Raw genomic sequence first — 18,655 nt, forward strand, 5'->3', positions numbered from 1 at the left:
ACGAACCCCGGTTCGCTGGTGTCCACGGACGCCGGAAACCGTGTGGGTCAAATCAGACCCGCTTTTCCCGTCAACTTCTTCCGTCGGATGCCCACCGGCGGAAGCACCGCCTACATCCACCCCGAGGAGGACCAAGTGACCCAGGACCCGGCCGCCATCGCGGCATCGATCGACTGGACCCCGACCTGCCGACCAGGCGAGGAGCGGCAGGCCATCGTCGAGCAGGTTCTCCGCGCCGCTGCGCCGGCCGCGAGCGGAGACACCATCGAACGGGCTACGCGGATCATCTGGAGCGACCAGGTTGACCACCTAGCACCGGCGGAGATCGCGCACCACCTTGCCGTTGTTGGCCTCCTGGTTGACGGCCGGGACCGGGCCCGCATCGAGAAGGCGCTGGCGATCGCCTCGAAGCTCAAGCACGCCGTCGCCGAGGAGATCCGCACCGCCCTGACCAGCACCGAGGAGCAGCAGTGACCCAGAACCAGACCACGAGCATCGGGATCGCGATTCTGCGCTACCCCGTCGGAGACCTGTGGGCCGCATACGTGGTGTGCCAGGACGGCCCCACCCGGCTACTGTCCGCCCGGCCGCGTGAGCAGATGATCGCCGCATCGTCGGCGGCTGTCCGCGACATGGCCACCCATGCGCCCGGCCCGGTGCAGGTGTGGCGGTGGGAAACCACCGAGACCGAGGCGCAGGCCCTGGTTCGAGACCTCCCCACGCCGGTGCTGGTGCAGCGGGTGCGGCGAGAGGCCGAGGCACCGCTGGCTGCCCGTGAGTTCCGGGCCGGTCAGCGGGTGATGGAGACCCGCTCCGGCCGCGGCTGGCTGGGCACCGTGCAACGCCGCATCATCGGCTACCCCGCCGACGTCGTGCCGGTCGAACTGGACGGCACCGACGGCGAGATCGTCGGCATCCCGCCGCATGAACTGATCATCGACACCCAGGAGCCCCAGTGACCGCGGACCAGACCACTCGGACATGCGAGGCGTGTGGCCGCACCTACCACGACATGGAGGGCATGGTGGGCGACCGCGACTACTGCCACCCCGACGGCATGACCGGCGAAACCTGCTACGCGCGGGCGTCGCGGGCCGGGTTGACCGGGCGTCAGGACCAGACCACCACCGACACCGCACATGCTCATGAGCATGTGGTGAGCATGTCGAGTGAGCATGTGCCAGCCGACACCGCAGCCCTGCGCGTTCACATCGCCGAAGCGTTCCGCAAGCTCGACGCCGAACGCTGGGGCTACGACAACGGCTTCGTTCCCTACGGCGGGGACGAGGAGTCCGACTCGTTCGTCGATGCCGCCGTGGCCGTCATCGCACCCGCACTGGCCGACCTCAGCCAGAAGCTGGCCGCCGCCGAAGCCTCCGCCGGCCAGTGGCGCAACGCCGCCGAAACCATGCAGCGCGTGCTCGCCGCGCTGTCCGGAGACTGCGGCCACGCCGAGCACGTCAGCACGCGGCAGATCCGGGCATGCCTCGCCCGCCCTGCCGGTGAGAGCGGCGACAACCCGGGCGAGGCGCAGCCGAGGATTACCTACCCCATCCATGCAGCCCACATCGAGCCCGGCAGCCCCTATTTCGACGAAACGATGCCGCCTGGCTGGTGGGTGCTCGGCTCCCACTATCCCGAGGAGGGCGCCGACCTGGAGATTCAGGTGGCGGAGGCAATGGACGACAACGGCGCGGACATCCGTGGGTGGGTTGCTGAGCGAATCGCCGCCGCACTGTCGGACATCACCCAGCCGACTCCGTCCGAGGAACCGGGGGAGACGCGGTGAGCGCCTACACCACCGAGTACGGCGAGCGTGTCCGTGACGCGCGCGAACGCGCTCGCCTCACTCAAATCCAACTCGGCAACCGGCTCAGCCTCACCCGAAGCAGCATCGTCAACATCGAAGCCGGACGCCAAGCCGCCACAGCCGAACAGGTCATCGGCACTGCACAAGCCCTCGATGTGGACCCCGCATGGCTGCTGCTCGGCGATCGTCCCGGCGTGGAAGCGCACATCATCCCGGCCGATGCCGAGAACCGGTTCCGAGAACTGGTGCGCGGAGTCGTCTTCGGCCAGATCGACGAGCGCTTGGGCATCGCGTGGCAGGCCTACGAAAAGGTCCTGACTCGCTTCCCGGTGCGCCCCGCCCCGTCTTCCCAGGAGAACAGCGAGGACCAGGCGTGACCCAGCCCCGCACTGCCGTCGAGATCGACCTGCCCATGGTCATCCAGCTCAAGACCGGATGCCGGCCGCTCACCCATAACGACCGGCTCCACCACCGCCCGCGCCCGGCACGTCAAGACCATCCGCCACGCCGCCCACCTCGGCGCCCGCTCCAAACGGCTCCCCGCCGCCGGCCACATCACCGTGCAGCTGCACTACGCGCCCGGCGGCCGGCGATCCGTCACCGACGCACCCAACCTCACCGCCACCTCGAAACCCGCCATCGACGGCCTCGTCGATGCCGGAATCGTGCCCAACGACACCGACCAGCACGTCACCGAACACATGCCCGTCATCCACCCCGGCCCCGGCACACGGCGGCTCTGGCTCGAAGTCACACCCACGGAAGCCGAGTGACCCTTCTCGCCTACCTCGTCGGCCCGGTGGCACTCGCCACCGGGCTTACCGCTGCCCGACTCGCCACCTGGAGGAACCGTTGACCACCGCCGTGCCCTGCGTGCTGGGCTGCTTGAACGCCGACGGCATCCCGTACCCGGCCGCGCCCGGCCAGCTCGCCTGCACACCGTGCGAGCAACGGCTCATGGGCGTGCTCGGCGACCTCGCCGACCGGCTCATCACCCTCCAAACCGCCGACGCCCTCGCCCCCCACAGCGCCCCCGGCGAAAGAGGCACACCCGGATACGGGCCGCGCAGCCCAGCCCTCGACGCGCTCATCGCCCACGGCGACATGCGCACCAAATGGTCATCCGAACTGGGCCACGGCGTCGTCGCCACCGTCGAATCGTGGGCACGGTGCATCCGCGAAGAAGTCGGCGCCCTGCCACCCGCCGAACGGGCCACCTTCGGCCGTGAACTGCGCACCATCCGGTTCCACTGGGACCACGTCATGTCCTCGCCGTGGCTCGACGAGTTCGCGCGCGAGATGCGCGAAGCACTGTCCAGCCTGCTCAACGCCGGACGGCTCACCGAACGCGCCATGCGGATCGGGCCCTGCCCCGGGCTCGTCGCCATCGGCGAAGAGGTCTTCACCAGCGAAACCATCTACCGGGAATGCGGCGCAACCCTCCGAGTCCGCGCCAGCGACGACGAGATCCGCTGCCGGACGTGCGGCACCGTGTGGCCACGGTCCCGCTGGCGCGAGATCGGCGACCCGTGGGCCGACTACGCCACCCTCGCCGACGACTACGGCGTCGCCGTCGGCACCCTGTGGCGGTGGGCCAGCGAGGACCGCAAGAACGGGCTGGCCTGGCGCACGGAGAAACGCGGCGGGAGACTCCTCGTGCACCGCGACGACGCCGAAGCCTCACGGGCACGGCGACACCACAGGAAGGTGGCGTGATGGCCGGGTTGAACCCGCTGGAAAACCTGCGCGTCGCGATGCAGGAACTCGAGGACTCCCGCCGCGTCGTGATCTGCTCACCCGAGTGGGAATCTCGCGTCAAGACGATGATCGACGCCTACGGCATCGGCGGTCTGTGGTCGGTGCAGGTGAACCGCTTCATCGGCGACGACAAGCTCGTCATCGTCGACCCGAACGCGATGGAAGCCGCGCACCGGCAAGCCATGCAACGCGCAGCCCGCGACTTCCGGTTCGACCCCAACCCGCCGCCGCACGCGGCCCACAACGGAGGGTGGCTACGCCGATGGATGACCTGATCAACGCCAGCAATACCACCGTTCAGGACGAACTCGCGCTCTGCATAGGCGCGTGCATCAACGCCGGCATGTCGCCCAACGACATCGCGGGCGTGTTGCTCCGCAGCGGCTGGAGACCACCCGAGGGTCTGGCCTACCTCGACGGCATGGAGCTGACCCGTGGATGACCTGATCGCGTTCCTGCGGGCACGGCGGCCTTGAATGACGACACGCCGCGCCAGTCACGCTTAGTTGCCGAAGATCGAAGCGAAGGCTAAATTTGTCACCGTTGGTGCAGTGTCCGTACGGGACGCGCCCACGAAAGCCCCCGTCGACCCCCAGCGACGGGGGCTTTCCCATGCTCGGAGGTACCCGTGGCCAAGTGCACCAGCAAGGTCCCGATCAAGCAGGACGGCCGCATCAAACGCGACCCGGACGGCAAGGCGATCACCCGGCCCTGCAAAGCCGAGGCGATCAGGGGCGGCAAGGTGTGCCGAATGCACGGCGGCAACGCCAAGCAAGTCAAGGCCAAGGCAGCTGTGCGGGCCGAAGTCATGGCGTGGGGTCTCGGCAACACCACCGTCGACCCGGCCGAAACCCTGCTCAAACTGCTGTCCCAGTCCGCCGCGCGCGCCGAGCACTACTCGCGGCTGCTCGCCGACGCCTACGACGCCGCTGAACGCCTCAAGACCGCGCACGACGCCCACCAACTGCTCACCACCGGCCGCGGCGACAGCGGCGACGAGGACACCGAGCCCGCCGCGGTGCAGCAAGCCCGCGGCGACCTCGACCGGATCTTCACCACCGGCGGAGTCGCCGCCCTCGTCGGCAACACCTACTCGGCGAGCAACAACGGCAGCGTCTACGCCACCGGCGAAGCCATCCGCGGACTCGCCCAACTCGAAGCCACCGAACGCGACCGGTGCGCACGGTTCGCCAAACTCGCCCTCGACGCCGGAATCGCCGAACGGCAAGTCCGGCTCGCCGAGCGCCAGGGCGCCCTCATCGAACAGGTGTTAACCAGCGTGTTCGCTGACCTCGGCCTCACCGACCAGCAACTCAAGGAGGCACCAGCCGCGCTGCGGCGCGCACTCCACGCCGTCGCATAACCCCAGCGAGGTGATCGACGGTGACCATCGCCACCGGCGACCTCGCCGCGTTCGAGAAGGCCATCGAACGCATCGCCAACCGCGCCTACGCCACCGACCCCGTCGCCTGGGTGACCGAGAAACTCGGCGAACACGTCTGGTCCAAGCAAGCCCAGATCATGCGCTCGGTGGCGGCCAACAAGCTCACCGCCGTCCAGTCCTGCCACGGCGTTGGAAAGACACACCTCGCGTCCAGACTGGTCCTCTGGTTTCTCGCCACACACCCCGTCCAGGACACGATGGTCGTCACGACCGCACCCACCTCGCACCAAGTACGCGCGGTGCTGTGGCGCTACATCCGCCAAGGCCACGAAGCCGGCGGCCTGCCTGGGTTCATCAGCCAAGCGCAGGTGCCGGAATGGAAGATCGACGGGCACCTCGTCGGCTACGGCCGGCGCCCCGCCGACCACCAGCAAAGCGCCTTCCAGGGGCAGCACGCCGAGCACATGCTGATCGTGCTCGACGAAGCCGGCGGCATCCCGAAATGGCTGTGGGACGCCGCCGACTCGCTGATGACCGGGCAGGACCAGCACCTGCTCGCGATCGGCAACCCCGACGACTCCGGTTCACACTTCTTCACGGTGTGCACGAAGGAGCCGGGCTGGACCCGGTTCCGGATCTCGGCGTTCGACGCGCCCGCGCTCACCGGGGAGCAGATCTCGCCGGAGATGGCGTCGAAGCTGGTGCAACGCGAGTGGGTCGAGGACAAGCAACTGCGGTGGGGCAAGACGAACCCCCTGTACCGCGCGAAGGTGTTGGGGGAGTTCGCCGACGCCGACGACTCACTGATCCCGCTGTCGTGGGTGACTGCGGCGAACCAGCGATGGCAGGAGTGGAACGAGGCGGGACGCCCGCCCCAACCCGGCCGCAAGATCGTCAGCACGGACGTGGCGCGCATGGGCGAGGACCAGACGTGCGTGGCGGTGCGGCGCGGTGACGTGGTCGAGTCGGTCACCCGCTACGCCAAGCAGGACACGGTCCAGACCTCGCTGATCGTGGACGCCCAGCTCGCGTCCGAACAGCAGTCGCTTGCGGTTGTCGACGACAACGGGCTCGGCGGCGGCGTCACCGACCAACTCCGGCACCGCGGCCGACGCGTGCAGGCCTTCAACGGCAGCCACGGCACGAAGATCCGCGACTCCAGCGGCGTGTGGAAGTTCCCGAACGTCAGGTCGGCGTCCTGGTGGAACCTGCGCGAACTGCTCGACCCCGCCGGCGGTTCAACCATCGCCCTGCCGCCCGACGACGAGCTGACGGCCGAACTCACCACCCCGAAGTGGAACACCCGAGCCGGCGGTGTCCTCGTGGTCGAGGAGAAAGACTCGGTCAAGCGGCGTCTGGGCCGGTCGACGGACTCTGCTGACGCGGTGGTCATGGCGTTCTGGCAGCTCAAGACCCCGGAACCGGCCGAGCCCGGTGGCCGGCGGCGGTCGCGCGTGCACAAGCACCGCGGATCCGACACCTGGGAATAGACCCCCGTTCTCGTGCCGGGGCGTCAACCGTGCGGCCCCATCGTCTCGAGCAGGGGCGGAGACGACGCTCGGATGGCACGCAAGGACGAGCGCAGGCCGGATCGACGAGGGGCCATCCTGGCCGGCCGTTACCGACCACGTCCTGCGCCCCGGCACGACCCACATCGAAGGAGTAACCATGGCCGCTACCGCGATCACCCCGGCGACGATCAGCCGGTCCGGCACCGCCTACCAGACCCTGGCGGCGTGCGACGCCACCAACGGCAACACCGTGCCCAACAGCGGCCAGGTGTTCCTCGAGCTGTCCAACACCGACACCGCCAGCCACACGGTCACGGTGGCAATTCCCGGCGTGGTCGACGGCGTCGCGAGCCCCGGCAAGGTGATCAGCCTCAGCGCCAGCGCACACGGCCTCTACGGACCGTTCCCGCTCGCGATCTACGGCCCCAACCTCGCGTTCACCGCGGACTCCAACCTCGTGAAGGTCGCCGCCTACCAGCTGCCGTTGAGCTGAGCCCACCACACAACCAGGAGCGGAGAGACATGAGCGAGCAGCAGCCGAGCGTCGGCAGGATCGTGCACTACGTCAGCTACGGCACGCCCGGCGGCGAGTACAAGTCCGAGTGCCGCGCCGCGATCGTCACCGAGGTCACCGAGCACCCAGACGCTGACGGCACAGTCGGACTGTGCGTGCTCAACCCCACCGGCCAGTTCTTCAACCGCAACGTGGCGCACGCCCAGGACAAAGCCGCAGGCGCCTCCGATCACCCTGGCGGTACCTGGCACTGGCCGGAGCGCGTGTAAGGCCGGTGAGGATCACCGTCCGGCTGTTCGGTCGCGAACTCGTGGCAGTCGAATGGAGCGACCAGCCCGAGCCGTGCCGTATCGAGGCCGGATCAGGCGGACAGTTCGAGATCCCGTACGGGTTCATGACCGAGGAAATGACGAAGGGCGGTGACCGGTGGCCAGCGAGAGCGAGGCGCGCCAGCTGAACCAGCGGGAAAAACGAGCCCTCGCCGGGACCGCCCAGTCCAGCCCGTTCGACATCTACGACCGGCTCTTCCCTGACTACAGGGGCGGGGATGTTTTTACCTATAGCTGGGAGAACCGGCGGCTGAAGGAGATGCTCGGCCGGTCGGGCAAAGCCCGCAGCGTCGAGCAGGTGCTGACGCTGCCGCTGCGTTCCGCCGGCGCGAAGCTATCCGGCACCGGCCCGGCCGCCGAGCTCGTGCGGCGCAACCTCATGCCGAAGCTGCCGCTGCTCATCGGGCAGATGACCGGGGCCGTGACCTACAAGAAAGCGTTCTTCGAACTGGTATGGAAGCTCGACGGCGGCCAGGTGGTGCTCGATGAGGTCGCGTGGCGGCCACCAGCGTCGTGTGAGGCCGGGTTCGACCCGAAAACCGGGCGCCCAGCCGGGTTCCGGCAGATGATCGCCCACCCCGGCGGCGTGACCTTGTCCGCCGAAGGGCAGGACACCATCCCCGGCTACGTGCGCATCCCCGCCAGCCGGGCGTTCATCTACACCCACGGCATGCACCGCGAACCGGTGCTCGGCGTGTCCGACCTGGATGTCGCGTTCTGGTGCTGGGAAACCAGCCAGAAGCTGCTGTTCCTGTGGTTCCAGTACCTGGAGAAACAGAGCCTGCCGAACACCATCGTCTACGGCAACGACCCCGATGAGGCCGACGAGAACGCCCAGACTGTGGCCGACATGAAAGCCGGCGGCGCGATCGGGATGCAGCGGCCCCCGGACCCGACCGCGAAGGTGTTCGACATCCTCGAGGCGTCCGGGCAGGGCGCGGATCAGTTCGTTCAGGCCGTGAAGTACCTGGACACGATGATGGTCGCCTCCGTGCTGGCCGGGTTCACTGAGCTGGCCGACAGCGGCACGGCGTCCCGTGTCGGCTCCTACGCCCTGTCCGCGGACCAGTCGGAGTTCTTCCTCGCCTCGCGGCAGGCTGTGGCCGATGAGATGGCGCACGCGGTCAACGAGTACCTGATTCGGCCGCTGGTGGCCTACAACTTCGGCACCGACGTCGAGTTGCCGACGGTCAGCATCGGGCCGTTGTCAAACAGGGACACCGATCGGGCGTTGGACATGCTGAAGGCGATCGTCACCGCTCCGCAGCTCAACGTGCCCGGCTCGTTCGTGGACGAGCTGGTCAAGTCCACTGCCGCCTACCTCGGGTTGGACGAGCAGACTGTGCATGACGAGATCACCGCGTTCGCGAAAGAACGTGCCACCGCCCCACCATCGGGAGTGCCGCCGGAGGTCGGCAAGATCGGCACCGCGGTACGCGCCGCCACCCACATGGTGCAGTCCGATCACCCGGGGGTTCCGGCCAACTCCGCACCCACACCGCAACCACCGGCGCCGCGGCCGGTGACCGTGCCGACAGTGACGAACCCGGCGCCACGGTAAGAGGGGGTGGCGGTGACCGCACCCGTGCCAGAACAGCCGCCCCAGCAGCCGCAGCAGTCCAACGCCGCCGAGGACGCCGCGATCGTCGCCGCGATCGCCGTGCTGCTCGCCATGGTCCCGGCTCCGCCGATCGGACGGCTGATCACCCTGCTCACCCAGCACCGGGTGTCCCGGCCCGCAGCACGCGCAGCGGTCGCGCTGGTGACCTCGACCGGCCGGGACGCGGTGCTGCCGCTCGGCCCGGCCGCGCAGGGCATGCAGCGCACGAACCTGTTGCGGCGGGCTCAGTACCTGCTGGCCGCCGCGAAACGGCTTACGCGGACGCTCGGCACCAACCCGTCGCGTGAAGCGCTTACAGAGGCGCTGAGACGGGAACGGCAGTACTGGCGGCAGCACCTGCACGCCAGCGACCGACGCACCCAAGCCGCCGCGCTGGTCGACTCCACAGCCGACACCGCCAGCGGGCAGGTCATCGACCCGCGCGAACCCAGCCAGCCCCGCCGGGTGCTCGGCTGGCGCGCGGTCATGGACGACCGCACCACCGCCGACTGCCGCGCCGCCCACGGCCGCAACTTCTACGCCGACCAGGAACCACGCATCGGGTGGCCGGGAACCGTGCACGTCCGCTGCCGATGCCGTCCAGTCGCCCCGTGGCCGACCCGTCGGCTCGTCGACGGTGGTCTGCTCCCCCACTTGCCCGGCCGTACCCGTGAGGTCGCCGCATCCAACCCGAGGAGGTGAGCGTGGCTGGCCACACCGGCGGCATGATCGCCCTCGTCCCCACCACGACCGACGCGAAGAAACTCGCCGTGCCCGGCGGCGACCCGCAGCACGAGATGCACCTGACGCTCGCCTACCTCGGTGACAACGTGAAGAACCTGCCCGACCAGCAGGTGTCCGCGCTCAAGCGCGGCACGGCCGCCATCGCCCGCGGCATCGGCGCACCGATCGAGGGCCAGGTGTTCGGGCACGCCGTGTTCAACCCGAACTCGACCGAGTTCGACCCGGCGCACGTGTACATGGTCAACGGGCCTGTGGCCGGGCCACGGCAGGCAGCGGACAAGGTCGCGCGGCGGGCCCTCGGCGAGGACTACCCCACCCAGCACCCGAACTTCGTGCCGCACATCACCGCCGGCTACAACCTGCCGCCCGGGAAGCTCAAGCACACCGGCCCGGTCACGTTCGACCGGGTGCGCCTCACTCTCGGCGACCACGTGCATGACTACCCGATCGGGGAGGCTGTCACCTTGTCCAACACCCTGGAACTGTCCGTCGAGACCCCGGCGCTGGCGAGCGTGCACCACAAGCTCGGCAAGCCTGGCGGGCCCGGCCTGTTCCACGACAAGAACCTGCAGCTCCCGGCCTATATCCAGAACATCGCGCACGCCCTGATCCGGCAGGGACACGACAAGTCCCGCGCGATTCAACTGGCGATCGCCGCGGTTGAGCGCTGGGCGCGTGGCGGCGACAACGTGCACCCCGAGGTCCGGGCCGCCGCCGCGAAGGCGGTCGCCGAATGGGAAGCCGCCCGCGCACGTGCGAAGGCGAAGCCGAACGAGCACGCCCACGCGAACATCAGCCGTGCGGTCGAGTTGTCGCAGCCGCGCCGACCCGCCGGGACCAGCGACGGAGGCCAGTGGTTCGCTGACGACCCTGCCACGCCACGCCAGGACGAGATCCCGAAGGTCACCACGACGGCCGTGGACCGGCTACGCGATGCCGGCGACCTCGACGACCTGGCCACCGGTCTGGACCTCAGCAACCCGGCGACCATCGACCTCGCGGTGGTCATGCACCAGTGGAAGCACGGATGGATTCCGCTCACGCCTCGCGCCGCGGCGGTCAAGGCGAAGATGCTGCGCGGCAGCACCCGCGGCAAGGACCCACACCTGCCGAAGTCCCTGCACGGACGGGCGCACGAGGTGCACCAGCGTGCTGGCAAGAGCGTCACCCACGGCTCCTACGGCAAATCTGCGGTGCCTGCCGATCATCAGTCGCGTAAGCCGGTGGGCCAACGGCTGACGGACGGGGTCGCTGCGCGCCGTGTCAACCCGGCGAACCTGACTGAGGAGCAGCTCCGCACGGTTGATTCCGAGTTCACACGCCGCGCCACTCGGTTGGGCAAGCCGGGGGCGGTAGGCACTACACATCGGGCGGTCAAGGCTGAACTGGGTCGCCGCGCGGCGGAGAAACGAGCGCGTGAAGCCCGCTCGGCGCGGGCCACGAAAGCAGCCGAGACCAGGAAGCGTCGCGCCGAGCAAGGGCTGGGCCCGAAGCGGCCGAAAGGGCTGGACAATGCGCCTCCGGGCGGCTGGACCGAGCAGGACCGGGTGGCCGGTGGAACGCAGCGGCTGGCCACGCCGAAGCCGAAACCTGCGGCGCCGCAGGCGCCCCGCGCGACCGTGGAGGATGCGCGCCGGGCCACGGCGGAGAAGAACGCGGCCCGCTGGGACAGGCGCGACGCCGAGAAAGCGGCGCTCACGCCCGAGGAGCGCAAGGTCTACGACGCGGCCAACCGGCGCCCATCGACCGCCCAAGAGCGGAACGTGTTCGGCACCGGCCCGACCACGAAGCGCACGATCAACCTGGACGAAGCCCACAAGCTCGGTATGCGGGCTGTCCGCGAGCACCGTGCGCGGCAGGCGCGTAAGCCGCTGGCCCCCAACGTTCAGCGTGCAGCGTCAGGCAACACGTCCACGACGCACAGCGGTTTGCTGGTGGAGAACACCGGCACGCCGCACCGAAACCTGGTGAAGCGCGACGGAAAGCTGCTCGGTGTCGTCGAAGGGCGCACCAACACCCGCCGCGGCGACATGGCAACACCCGCAGGCGAGACACCGGACTTCTACCGCTCAGCGACAGCGGGCCGGCACACCCCGAAGGTCGGCGGCAGCGAGGTACGAGCCGCCACAGCCACCCATTCGTCCCTTGACGAGGCATTGGCCCACGTCGACAAGCAGGCCGCGGGGTCGGCGAAACGCAACGCACAGGACCTGCAGGGCGGTCTGTTCGCCCCGCCGAAGCCGACGCGTCGCGCGAGCAAACTCCACGAGGTCAAGGAAGGCGAAGCCGGCGGCCCGATCGCCTTCGAGGGCGGCAAACGTACCGGCACCGTGTGGTCAGACGCGCCCGGCGGCGGCAAATGGGTCATCCCCGACGAGCGCCAACCGGGCGAGGCGCACGCGATCTACGTCGACCAGCGGGGCAACGTCCACGCGAATCTGTCGTCGCGCGAGTACCAGCAGAACTGGCTCGGACGGCGGCAGGGTGAGCTGGACAAGCTGTACAAGTCGCCGAACCAGAAGGCCGTGGAGAAGGTACGCGACCAGAAACTGAGCAGCGTCGCCTCCCAGCTCAAAAAGGGCGACACTTCTGGCTTAAAGGGTCTGTCCGACGACGAGCTGACGAGCCTGGACATCCTCCACGGCACAGGCGGCTACGGCGCCTCTGTCCGCTCCTACGTAACAAGGGAGAAGACGCGCCGTATCGACGCGAAAATCGAGGCCGACATCCGGTCGCTCACACCCGCGCAGCAGGACCGCTACTTCGAGGTCACCTCCTCCCGGAAGGGTATAGACCGGGAAGCCGCTCACCGGCTGGCGATGCGGGAAGCCGGGGACCGTTCCATCGGGAACCTGACACCGCAGGAACAGCGCGCCTACAAGGCCGCCTACGAGCGGCTCATCCGGGCCGGAAAGCCGACCTGGCAGGCTCACAAGATGGCGCTGCAGGAAGCCAAGCTGAGCAACACCGCTGCTGGTGACGTGCTGAATCTGTCCCATGTGCCTCCGCGGCTGCGTGCGAAGGCCCGGCGGCGGGCTGCCGCCCAGGGTGAGGCGCTGCCGGACGGGTCGTGGCCGATCCGCAACCGCGGCGAACTCGGCGACGCGCTCCGCAACTGGGGCCACGCCGTCAAAGCCGGCAACACCAGCCAGGTCAAGGCGCACATGCGCAAGCGCGCCAAGACGCTCGGCGCATCCCAGACCGTGCTCGACCGCATCCAACAGCTCAAGGGGTGACCACCATGCCCACCCAGGTCCTCACACCGCTCGACTTCGGGGCCGCGACCAAGCTCACCGGGCGTGTGTTCCGCAAGCAGATCCTGCCGGTCGGGTCGATCAACTACCAGGGCCGGCGGATCGAGTTCAGCCGCGAAAAGCTGGCCGCGATCGAAGCCGCGTATCGAGACCAGGCCTTCGACTTCGTGCCGCTCGTGCTCGCCGACGAGAAGAACACGCACACGATGGATCCGCGCGCCACCAGCGGCAAGGTCATCGACATGGAGTTGGCCGCGGACGGCCTGGACGTGATCGTGCACGCCGACGACGAAGCCGCGCAACTGCTGGAGAAACACCCCGAGATCGGGATTTCCGCCCGCATCCTCGAGAACTACGACCGGGCCGACGGCCGCCACTACCCGGCCGCGATTCAGCACGCCCTGATCACCGCCGACCCGCGCATCACCGGCATGCGGCCGTGGGAGGCCGTGAACCTGTCCATCGAGGTCGACAACACCGTCGACCTCACCGCGGCCACGTTCGCGGACGACACCAAGGAGGAGCCCATGGCTCAACTCACCGACGACGAACTGGCGAAACTGCGCAGTCTCCTGGCCGAGTTCGACAACGCCCCGACCGGGAACGACAACCCCGGCGACCAGCCAGCCGAGGACAAGCCGGAGGACACCCCCGGCGACCCCGAGCTGACCGACGAGGAACTGGAAGCCATCGCGCTGGAAGCGCTGGCCGCCGAGGGCGGCGAGACCCCGGCCGAGGACGCCCCAGCGCCGAGCGAGCCGGAACTGGTCACCGCATCCAACGACAGCGCCGCCGTCGAGCTCGCCAACGCCCGCACCGCCGAACTGCAGGTGCAGCTCGCCAACATCCAGGCGCAGCTCGACCAGCGCAACTACGAGGCCGAGCGGGACAAGCTGGCCTCGGAGTACGGCATTCCGCCGGCGGTGACCGAGCTGGCGAAGCCGCTGCTGCTCGGCTCGAACGTGATCGAGCTGTCCAACGGCGACAGCGTGGACGCGGGCGCGGTGATGCGGAAGGTCCTCACCGAGTTCGGCCGGCAGATCAAGCTGCTGGACCTGTCCAGCCCGCTCGGAAGCGCCGTGGAAACCGACCAGGACAAGGCCAAGGCCGACGAACTCCGGTCCTGGGTCGGGCAGGCCCGCGCCCAGCTGGGTGTCTGACCACCCGTTTCGCCGCAACCATCCATCGAACCCCCGACGTGTCCGGGGGTTTTCTCATGTCTGGAGAAGAAATGTCGATCGTTCCTGTGTTGTGGGAAGGGCCCGACACCTGCGAGGTGTCGGCCGCGGTCACCGGCGGCCAGCTCGTCGTTCCCGACGGCACCACCGGCAAGGTCAAGCCCGCCGGCGCGGGCGCCACCAACGTGCTCGGTGTCGCGCTCACCGACGCCCAGCCCGCCGGATCGGCCCCCACAAACCCGATCAGCACCGCCTGGCCGGACCCGTACACCTCGGTCGCTGACGACGTGGACGTGCGCGTCACCTACGCCGCGGCGGCGAACTACGGCGACCGGCTCAAGGCCGCCGCGAACGGCCAGGTCACCCCGTTTGTGGGCGGCACCGACACCGACTTCCGCCTGATCATCGGCCGCTGCACCGAACCCAAGGGTGTCGCCTCCGGCGCCGTGGGTCGCGCCCGCATCGACGTCCAGTAACCCCCTGCTCTTTCCCTTCCCCGGCCGTGCTCGACGGCCACCACTCGTGAGGAGTAACCCACATGGCCACGATCCCCGTGGTGTCCAGCTCGGACGGCCCGAAGGTCACAGTCAACGACTTCGTCAAAGACCCGCTGCGGCTGCCGACGCTGATCGTCGACATGATGAAGCAGGGCTTCATCGCCGACGCCGTGCTGCGCTCGGCCGGCGAGGTCGAATCCGGCGCGGTGCGCTACAACGAGTCCACCCCGCCCTACGCCGACACCGATTCGGTGATCCGGGGCGAGTTCTCCGAGGTCCCGATCGCGCAAACCTCGGTCGGTGCGCCGAAGGTCGCCTACGCCCAGGAACGCGCGCTCGGGATCATGGTGTCTGACCGGATGCGCAGGCGGCAGGTCGTCGACCCGGTAACCCGCCAGTTGCAGCAGGTCAAGAACACCCTGGTCCGCAACTGGGCCGACGCGTTCCTGAACATGCTGCTGTCGGGCGCGGGGAATGTCGTGGCGGGCGGCTCGGACTGGACGAACTCGACCTCCGCGACCATCCGCAAGGACATCAACGCCGGCAAGAAGGCCGTCAACACCGCGAAGACCTCGCAGGGCGCGAGCTTCGGCTTCGAGGCCGATGTGATGATCATCGGGCAGAACGCCGCGTTCGACATCATGTCCGACGACACGTTCCAGAAGCCCTACCAGGGCAACATCGCGGACGAGAACCTGCTCTACACCGGAAAACTGCCGTACAAGATCCAGGGCCTCAACGTGCTGGTCACCCCGGAACTCGACTCGATCGACCCGCACAAGGTGATCATCGCCCAGCGCGGGATCTGCGGGTTCATCGCCGACGAGATCCCGTTGCAGGCGTCCGCCGTGTACCGGGTCGAGGAGAAGAAGAGCTGGCGCAGCGACGTGCAGCGCGCCTCCGCGATGGGCCTGGACCAGCCGCTCGCCGTCGCCGTCGTCGACCTCGCCGGCGCCTGACCGACCATCAACCCGTAGGGAGCAGCAATGCCCAAGTACACCGTCAAGCGGCGCACCTTCGTCGGGCTGATCGCTCACGAGCCTGGCGACACCATCGAACTCGACCAGACGGCCGGCGACAGCCTGGTCGCCAGCGGCTGGGCGGAGAAGGCCACCGGCGGCGACACCACGGAAACGTCGTCCGAGCCGTCGGAGAGTCCGGACAGCAAGACCAGCGACACCAAGAACACCGGCAAGACGGCGGCCAAGACGACCAGCAAGACCGCGGCCAAGACCGACAGCGGCAACCCGGACGGGAACTGACCGGTGTACGTGACGGTCGCCGCGGTGCGCGCCATCCTCGCCCGCGACCCCACCAACCCGGTCGGGACGGCCGCCGAACTCAGCGATGCGGACATCGCCTCGGCCATCACGTCCGCCGAGGCCGAGGTCGATGCCGCGCTCGCCGTCCGCTACACCACCCCGTTCGCGGACCCGGTGCCGCAGCTGGTGGCGGACCTGACGCGCGACATCGCCGCCTACCTCGCCGACCTGCTGTACCGGCAAGGCAAGGACTACGAAACCCAGCAGGACCCGGTACTCCTGCGCTACCAGCGCGCCAAGGACATGCTGGACAAGCTCGCGGCCGGGAAACGGGACCTCCCGTCCGGGCCGCCCGTGTCGGAGGGCGCGGCGACGATGCGGGCCCACAACCGCTACATCGGCAATCTGTTCGGGCTGGACGACTTCGGGTTAGGAGTGACCAGTGGACGCGTTCGACGACCGTATTGCTGAACTGGCGGCGAAGGTAGGTGATGCAAATCTGGTCGGCAGTGTCGTTGTCGACCAGGTATTACCCGGTCTACGCCCGCTACCAGCATGAAGAACTGCAGCTCAACCACCCGCGCGGCGGGCAAGCCAAGTACCTCGAGCAGCCGCTGCACGCCGAGTACCGCGGCTACCTCGACGACATCGCCCGCCGAACCCTGGAGACAGGTCCGGTGGAACCGATGATCGACGCCATGGAGAACCTCGCCGCCGACCAGCTCGGCCAGCACGCACCGCTCGAGTTCGGCAACCTCCGCGAATCCGGGCACCCGAGCGTGACCAGCGGCGGCGAGACCGTCTACGACCGGGAGCCGGTGCAGCGCCGCCTCACCGAGGCCGAACTGCGCGAGCAGCACCGCACCGGTATCCGGCACCGGCACCTGCACCCCGAGCAGTACGGGGAATAGCCGATGTGGACCACCGAGACGGTGATGTCGTGGCTGACCGGGCTGGGCGTGCCGGTGCCGATCATCAACGGCACCGGCACCATCCCGGACATGCCGGACCGGATCTGTGTCGTCACCCCGATCCCCGGCGTCGGGCTCGCCCTCGAAGGCGCGGCGGACACGCCCGGCTTCCAGGTTCGGATACGGGGTGCGCAGAACCAGCCCGACGACGCCGAGAACATCGCGTTGGACGCGGACCGCCGCATCCTCGGCGCCACCTTCCCCACGCTGGTTGGCACCACCCAGTTGGTGTGGGTTACCCGCTCCGGCGGCCGGCCCGCGCCACTGTCGGCGAAGCCTGACGACGGTGGCCGTACCGAGTTCGTCTGTACCTACCTCGCTCGCATCTTGGAGGCACCATGACCACCCCCCGCAAGGGCACCGCGAAGACCACGGCCACGACCGACGACAGCACGCCGGACACCGCGACCGCTGGCGACAGCAAGCCGGCCAGCGCGGACACCGTCGACACCAGCCCGGCCTCGGCCGAGGAGTCGACGGTCACCCTCGCGACACCACCGTTCACCAGCGAGTTCCGCGTCGGCCAGCACGCGATCACCACCGCGGGCACGAAAGTGCCGGCGTCGGAGGCCGAAAAGGTGCGGACCGCCGCGCTGCGCTCCGGCATCGCCCTGCGCGAAATCCAGTAACCCCCAGCTCAGCCACTCCAGCCCCCCGGTGACCGCCGGGGGTTTTCTCATGCCCGGAGGACGCCATGCCCACCCTTGTGCCCACCTACGACCCCGCCAAGGTCCTCGTCGGCCAGGCCGCCATGTACCTGCAGCCCTACAACGCCGCGAGTCCGGCGACACTGCCCGAGGACATCGTGCCGCTCGGCACCCCATGGGGCGGCCTGTGGACGCCGCCAGGGGCGACCATGGACGGCCTGTCGTTCGACGTGAAGCGGACACCGCAGGACATCACCATCGAAGAGCAGATGACACCGGTCGACCAGCGAACCAAGTCGATGGACTTCACCGCCAACTTCGAGCTGGCGCAGGACACGCTGGAGACGATGCTGTGGGCCTACGGCGGCGGCACGATCGTGTCCACGGCCGCATCGAGCGGCGTTCCCGGGACCTCAGTACTGACGATCAGCGACGAGATGGACAACTTCGCGTTCGGGTTCGAGGGAGTCAACGAGGCCGGGTTCTGGCGGCGCATCCTGCTTCAGCCGGTCAAGAGCGTGGGCAACGCGAAGACCCAGTACCGCAGGGCCAACAACCAGCGCACCTACGCGATCAGCCTCACGGCGCTGTGCGCCCCGTCGGACGTCGTGATCAAGAACATGGACGCGGCCGCCCTCTGACCCACCAAGCCCCTGCACCGTAAGGAGAACACCCGATGGGATTCGTCCTGTCCGAGCACGCCGCCCCGCTCGACTACGACTTCGGCAACGGCGTGAAAGGCACCGTGCCCGAGCCGTCATCGAAGGCGGTGAACAAGTTCCTGGCCCGGCTGCGCTTGAGCGTCCGCGCCGCCGGGGTCGAGATCGACGACACCGCCAGCTCCGTCGAACTGTCCCGCGTCATGCAGGGCCTCACGGCCGAGCAGATGGACGCAGTCACCGACGAGTCCACCGACGCGATCTGCGAGGTCACCCAAAACCATCCCACCCGCGAAGACCTCGACGCGGCAGGCCACCGGCCACGGCAGGCGTTCCTCGGCTGGCTGCTCGGGGAGCTGACCCGCCCGGAAGGCGCGAAGCCCGGTACGACGCGTACACCCGCGGCGCTGCCGGGCGCCTGACCTACTACCTCGTCCGCAAACACCTCGGCTACACCGTCGAGGAATGGGACGCGCTGCCCTGGTGGCAATCCGACATGTACCTGGACGAACTCCAGCGCGACCTCGGCGGCGGCGA

The 18,655-nt window shown here is 68.9% G+C and carries 25 protein-coding genes; all 25 read left to right on the forward strand.

Features of this window, described 5'->3' with window-relative positions; genetic code table 11:
- The first annotated feature begins 135 nt into the window (after positions 1-135).
- The 25 genes from A3CU_RS0141485 to A3CU_RS0141610 all read left to right on the forward strand — a co-directional run bounded on the left by A3CU_RS0141485 (position 136) and on the right by A3CU_RS0141610 (position 18,540).
- Positions 136-474: a hypothetical protein gene (locus A3CU_RS0141485; protein ID WP_156960827.1), complete on the forward strand. Its 339-nt coding sequence runs from the start codon at positions 136-138 to the stop codon at positions 472-474.
- Positions 471-959, forward strand: coding sequence for a hypothetical protein (locus A3CU_RS0141490; protein WP_027947198.1), 489 nt, complete (start codon positions 471-473; stop codon positions 957-959). The genes A3CU_RS0141485 and A3CU_RS0141490 overlap by 4 nt, the downstream gene beginning before the upstream one ends.
- Entirely contained in the window at positions 956-1,789 is an 834-nt protein-coding gene (locus A3CU_RS0141495) for a hypothetical protein (protein ID WP_027947199.1), read from the forward strand. The genes A3CU_RS0141490 and A3CU_RS0141495 overlap by 4 nt, the downstream gene beginning before the upstream one ends.
- Positions 1,786-2,187, forward strand: a complete 402-nt coding sequence (locus A3CU_RS0141500) for a helix-turn-helix domain-containing protein (protein ID WP_027947200.1) — start codon at positions 1,786-1,788, stop codon at positions 2,185-2,187. The genes A3CU_RS0141495 and A3CU_RS0141500 overlap by 4 nt, the downstream gene beginning before the upstream one ends.
- 183 nt (positions 2,188-2,370) lie before the next feature.
- The gene (locus A3CU_RS53305) at positions 2,371-2,583 is read left to right on the forward strand and encodes a hypothetical protein (RefSeq protein ID WP_052373123.1); all 213 of its coding nucleotides are present in this window, start codon (positions 2,371-2,373) and stop codon (positions 2,581-2,583) included.
- Positions 2,584-2,662: 79 nt separating this feature from the next.
- Positions 2,663-3,526, forward strand: a complete 864-nt coding sequence (locus A3CU_RS0141510) for a hypothetical protein (RefSeq protein ID WP_027947201.1) — start codon at positions 2,663-2,665, stop codon at positions 3,524-3,526.
- Positions 3,526-3,843, forward strand: coding sequence for a hypothetical protein (locus tag A3CU_RS0141515; RefSeq protein WP_027947202.1), 318 nt, complete (start codon positions 3,526-3,528; stop codon positions 3,841-3,843). The genes A3CU_RS0141510 and A3CU_RS0141515 overlap by 1 nt, the downstream gene beginning before the upstream one ends.
- Positions 3,831-4,010, forward strand: a complete 180-nt coding sequence (locus tag A3CU_RS0141520; protein WP_027947203.1) for a hypothetical protein — start codon at positions 3,831-3,833, stop codon at positions 4,008-4,010. The genes A3CU_RS0141515 and A3CU_RS0141520 overlap by 13 nt, the downstream gene beginning before the upstream one ends.
- Before the next feature lie 186 nt (positions 4,011-4,196).
- Positions 4,197-4,931 (forward strand): hypothetical protein, encoded by a 735-nt coding sequence (locus A3CU_RS0141525; protein ID WP_052373124.1) that lies wholly within the window; start codon positions 4,197-4,199, stop codon positions 4,929-4,931.
- A 20-nt stretch (positions 4,932-4,951) separates the two neighbouring features.
- A complete protein-coding gene (locus A3CU_RS49350; RefSeq protein ID WP_052373126.1) occupies positions 4,952-6,442 on the forward strand; it encodes a hypothetical protein in 1,491 nt (496 codons plus the stop codon).
- Between the two features lie 178 nt (positions 6,443-6,620).
- Positions 6,621-6,956: a hypothetical protein gene (locus A3CU_RS0141535; RefSeq protein WP_027947205.1), complete on the forward strand. Its 336-nt coding sequence runs from the start codon at positions 6,621-6,623 to the stop codon at positions 6,954-6,956.
- 29 nt (positions 6,957-6,985) lie between these two features.
- A complete protein-coding gene (locus tag A3CU_RS0141540) occupies positions 6,986-7,246 on the forward strand; it encodes a hypothetical protein (protein WP_027947206.1) in 261 nt (86 codons plus the stop codon).
- A 157-nt stretch (positions 7,247-7,403) separates the two neighbouring features.
- On the forward strand, positions 7,404-8,867 hold the full coding sequence (locus A3CU_RS0141550) for a phage portal protein family protein (protein ID WP_027947208.1): 1,464 nt from the start codon (positions 7,404-7,406) through the stop codon (positions 8,865-8,867).
- Between the two features lie 12 nt (positions 8,868-8,879).
- Entirely contained in the window at positions 8,880-9,608 is a 729-nt protein-coding gene (locus A3CU_RS0141555; RefSeq protein ID WP_156960828.1) for a structural protein, read from the forward strand.
- 2 nt (positions 9,609-9,610) lie between these two features.
- Entirely contained in the window at positions 9,611-12,886 is a 3,276-nt protein-coding gene (locus tag A3CU_RS50470) for a hypothetical protein (RefSeq protein ID WP_052373128.1), read from the forward strand.
- Between the two features lie 5 nt (positions 12,887-12,891).
- Entirely contained in the window at positions 12,892-14,064 is a 1,173-nt protein-coding gene (locus tag A3CU_RS0141565) for a hypothetical protein (RefSeq protein ID WP_156960829.1), read from the forward strand.
- Between the two features lie 71 nt (positions 14,065-14,135).
- A complete protein-coding gene (locus tag A3CU_RS0141570) occupies positions 14,136-14,558 on the forward strand; it encodes a hypothetical protein (protein WP_027947211.1) in 423 nt (140 codons plus the stop codon).
- A 62-nt stretch (positions 14,559-14,620) separates the two neighbouring features.
- Positions 14,621-15,538, forward strand: coding sequence for a hypothetical protein (locus tag A3CU_RS0141575; RefSeq protein WP_027947212.1), 918 nt, complete (start codon positions 14,621-14,623; stop codon positions 15,536-15,538).
- Positions 15,539-15,565: 27 nt separating this feature from the next.
- Entirely contained in the window at positions 15,566-15,841 is a 276-nt protein-coding gene (locus tag A3CU_RS0141580; RefSeq protein WP_027947213.1) for a hypothetical protein, read from the forward strand.
- A gap of 3 nt (positions 15,842-15,844) precedes the next feature.
- Entirely contained in the window at positions 15,845-16,312 is a 468-nt protein-coding gene (locus A3CU_RS0141585; protein WP_027947214.1) for a phage protein Gp36 family protein, read from the forward strand.
- A 20-nt stretch (positions 16,313-16,332) separates the two neighbouring features.
- A complete protein-coding gene (locus A3CU_RS0141590; RefSeq protein ID WP_027947215.1) occupies positions 16,333-16,752 on the forward strand; it encodes a hypothetical protein in 420 nt (139 codons plus the stop codon).
- Between the two features lie 3 nt (positions 16,753-16,755).
- Complete coding sequence (locus A3CU_RS0141595; RefSeq protein WP_027947216.1) at positions 16,756-17,154, forward strand: minor capsid protein; 399 nt, start codon at positions 16,756-16,758, stop codon at positions 17,152-17,154.
- The gene (locus A3CU_RS0141600) at positions 17,151-17,441 is read left to right on the forward strand and encodes a hypothetical protein (RefSeq protein ID WP_027947217.1); all 291 of its coding nucleotides are present in this window, start codon (positions 17,151-17,153) and stop codon (positions 17,439-17,441) included. Before A3CU_RS0141595 ends, A3CU_RS0141600 begins: the two co-directional genes overlap by 4 nt.
- A gap of 65 nt (positions 17,442-17,506) precedes the next feature.
- Positions 17,507-18,100, forward strand: coding sequence for a hypothetical protein (locus A3CU_RS0141605; RefSeq protein WP_027947218.1), 594 nt, complete (start codon positions 17,507-17,509; stop codon positions 18,098-18,100).
- Between the two features lie 35 nt (positions 18,101-18,135).
- Positions 18,136-18,540: a hypothetical protein gene (locus tag A3CU_RS0141610; protein WP_027947219.1), complete on the forward strand. Its 405-nt coding sequence runs from the start codon at positions 18,136-18,138 to the stop codon at positions 18,538-18,540.
- The last annotated feature ends 115 nt before the right edge of the window (positions 18,541-18,655 follow it).

Source organism: Amycolatopsis taiwanensis DSM 45107 (assembly GCF_000519205.1).
GTDB classification, from domain to species: domain Bacteria; phylum Actinomycetota; class Actinomycetes; order Mycobacteriales; family Pseudonocardiaceae; genus Amycolatopsis_E; species Amycolatopsis_E taiwanensis.

Excerpts from the sequence above, each read along its gene's own strand:
- A3CU_RS0141535 (WP_027947205.1), top strand. The coding sequence starts at position 6,621 with ATGGCCGCTACCGCGATCACCCCGGCGACGATCAGCCGGTCCGGCACC.
- A3CU_RS0141520 (WP_027947203.1), top strand. The coding sequence starts at position 3,831 with ATGGATGACCTGATCAACGCCAGCAATACCACCGTTCAGGACGAACTC.
- A3CU_RS0141515 (WP_027947202.1), top strand. The coding sequence starts at position 3,526 with ATGGCCGGGTTGAACCCGCTGGAAAACCTGCGCGTCGCGATGCAGGAA.
- A3CU_RS0141565 (WP_156960829.1), top strand. The coding sequence starts at position 12,892 with ATGCCCACCCAGGTCCTCACACCGCTCGACTTCGGGGCCGCGACCAAG.
- A3CU_RS0141570 (WP_027947211.1), top strand. The coding sequence starts at position 14,136 with ATGTCGATCGTTCCTGTGTTGTGGGAAGGGCCCGACACCTGCGAGGTG.
- A3CU_RS0141575 (WP_027947212.1), top strand. The coding sequence starts at position 14,621 with ATGGCCACGATCCCCGTGGTGTCCAGCTCGGACGGCCCGAAGGTCACA.
- A3CU_RS0141595 (WP_027947216.1), top strand. The coding sequence starts at position 16,756 with ATGTGGACCACCGAGACGGTGATGTCGTGGCTGACCGGGCTGGGCGTG.
- A3CU_RS0141580 (WP_027947213.1), top strand. The coding sequence starts at position 15,566 with ATGCCCAAGTACACCGTCAAGCGGCGCACCTTCGTCGGGCTGATCGCT.
- A3CU_RS0141605 (WP_027947218.1), top strand. The coding sequence starts at position 17,507 with ATGCCCACCCTTGTGCCCACCTACGACCCCGCCAAGGTCCTCGTCGGC.
- A3CU_RS0141610 (WP_027947219.1), top strand. The coding sequence starts at position 18,136 with ATGGGATTCGTCCTGTCCGAGCACGCCGCCCCGCTCGACTACGACTTC.
- A3CU_RS0141600 (WP_027947217.1), top strand. The coding sequence starts at position 17,151 with ATGACCACCCCCCGCAAGGGCACCGCGAAGACCACGGCCACGACCGAC.
- A3CU_RS0141540 (WP_027947206.1), top strand. The coding sequence starts at position 6,986 with ATGAGCGAGCAGCAGCCGAGCGTCGGCAGGATCGTGCACTACGTCAGC.
- A3CU_RS0141590 (WP_027947215.1), top strand. The coding sequence starts at position 16,333 with ATGCAAATCTGGTCGGCAGTGTCGTTGTCGACCAGGTATTACCCGGTC.